The following is a 521-nucleotide window of genomic DNA, read 5'->3' on the forward strand; positions in this document are numbered from 1 at the left end:
GCACACACACCGGCTCGGCGAGGGCAAACACCGCGGCCAGTCGCTCGGCCGGCTGATCCGGRTCCACCGGCACGTASGCGCCGCCGGCCTTGAGCACCGCGTACATGCCCACCAGCAGTTCCATCGACCGCCGGGCCGCGAGGACGACCCGCTGCTCCGGGCCGACACCCATCGAGATCAGGTGCCGGGCCAGGCGGTTCGCCCGGTCGTCGAACTCCGCGAAGCTCAGCGTCCGGTCCTCGAAGGTGAACGCCGGCGCCTGCGGGGTGCGGGCGGCCGCCTCGTCGATCAGCTGTGTCAGCGTGACGGCGGGCAGCGGCACGGTGGTGCGGTTCGGTGCGTGCAGCGACCGCTCCAGGTCGGCGGTGTCGAGCACCTCGACGTCACCGATCGCCCGCTGCGGATCCGCCACGACCTCGGCGAGGATCCGGACGTACCACCGCGCCATGGACTCGACGCTCGCGCGGTCGAACAGGTCACTCACGTAACGGAAGACGCCCGCGTAGCCGTCCGGCGTGCCG

Annotated in this window: 1 protein-coding gene; it reads right to left on the bottom strand. The window is 72.3% G+C overall.

The annotated features are described in order from the left end of the window. On the bottom strand, positions 1–484 hold a 484-nt coding region (locus tag AC1DYG_RS19225; RefSeq protein ID WP_477641459.1), incomplete at its 3' end, for an AMP-binding protein. Positions 485–521 lie beyond the last annotated feature (37 nt).

This window comes from Pedococcus sp. P1_H8 (genome assembly GCF_056405175.1).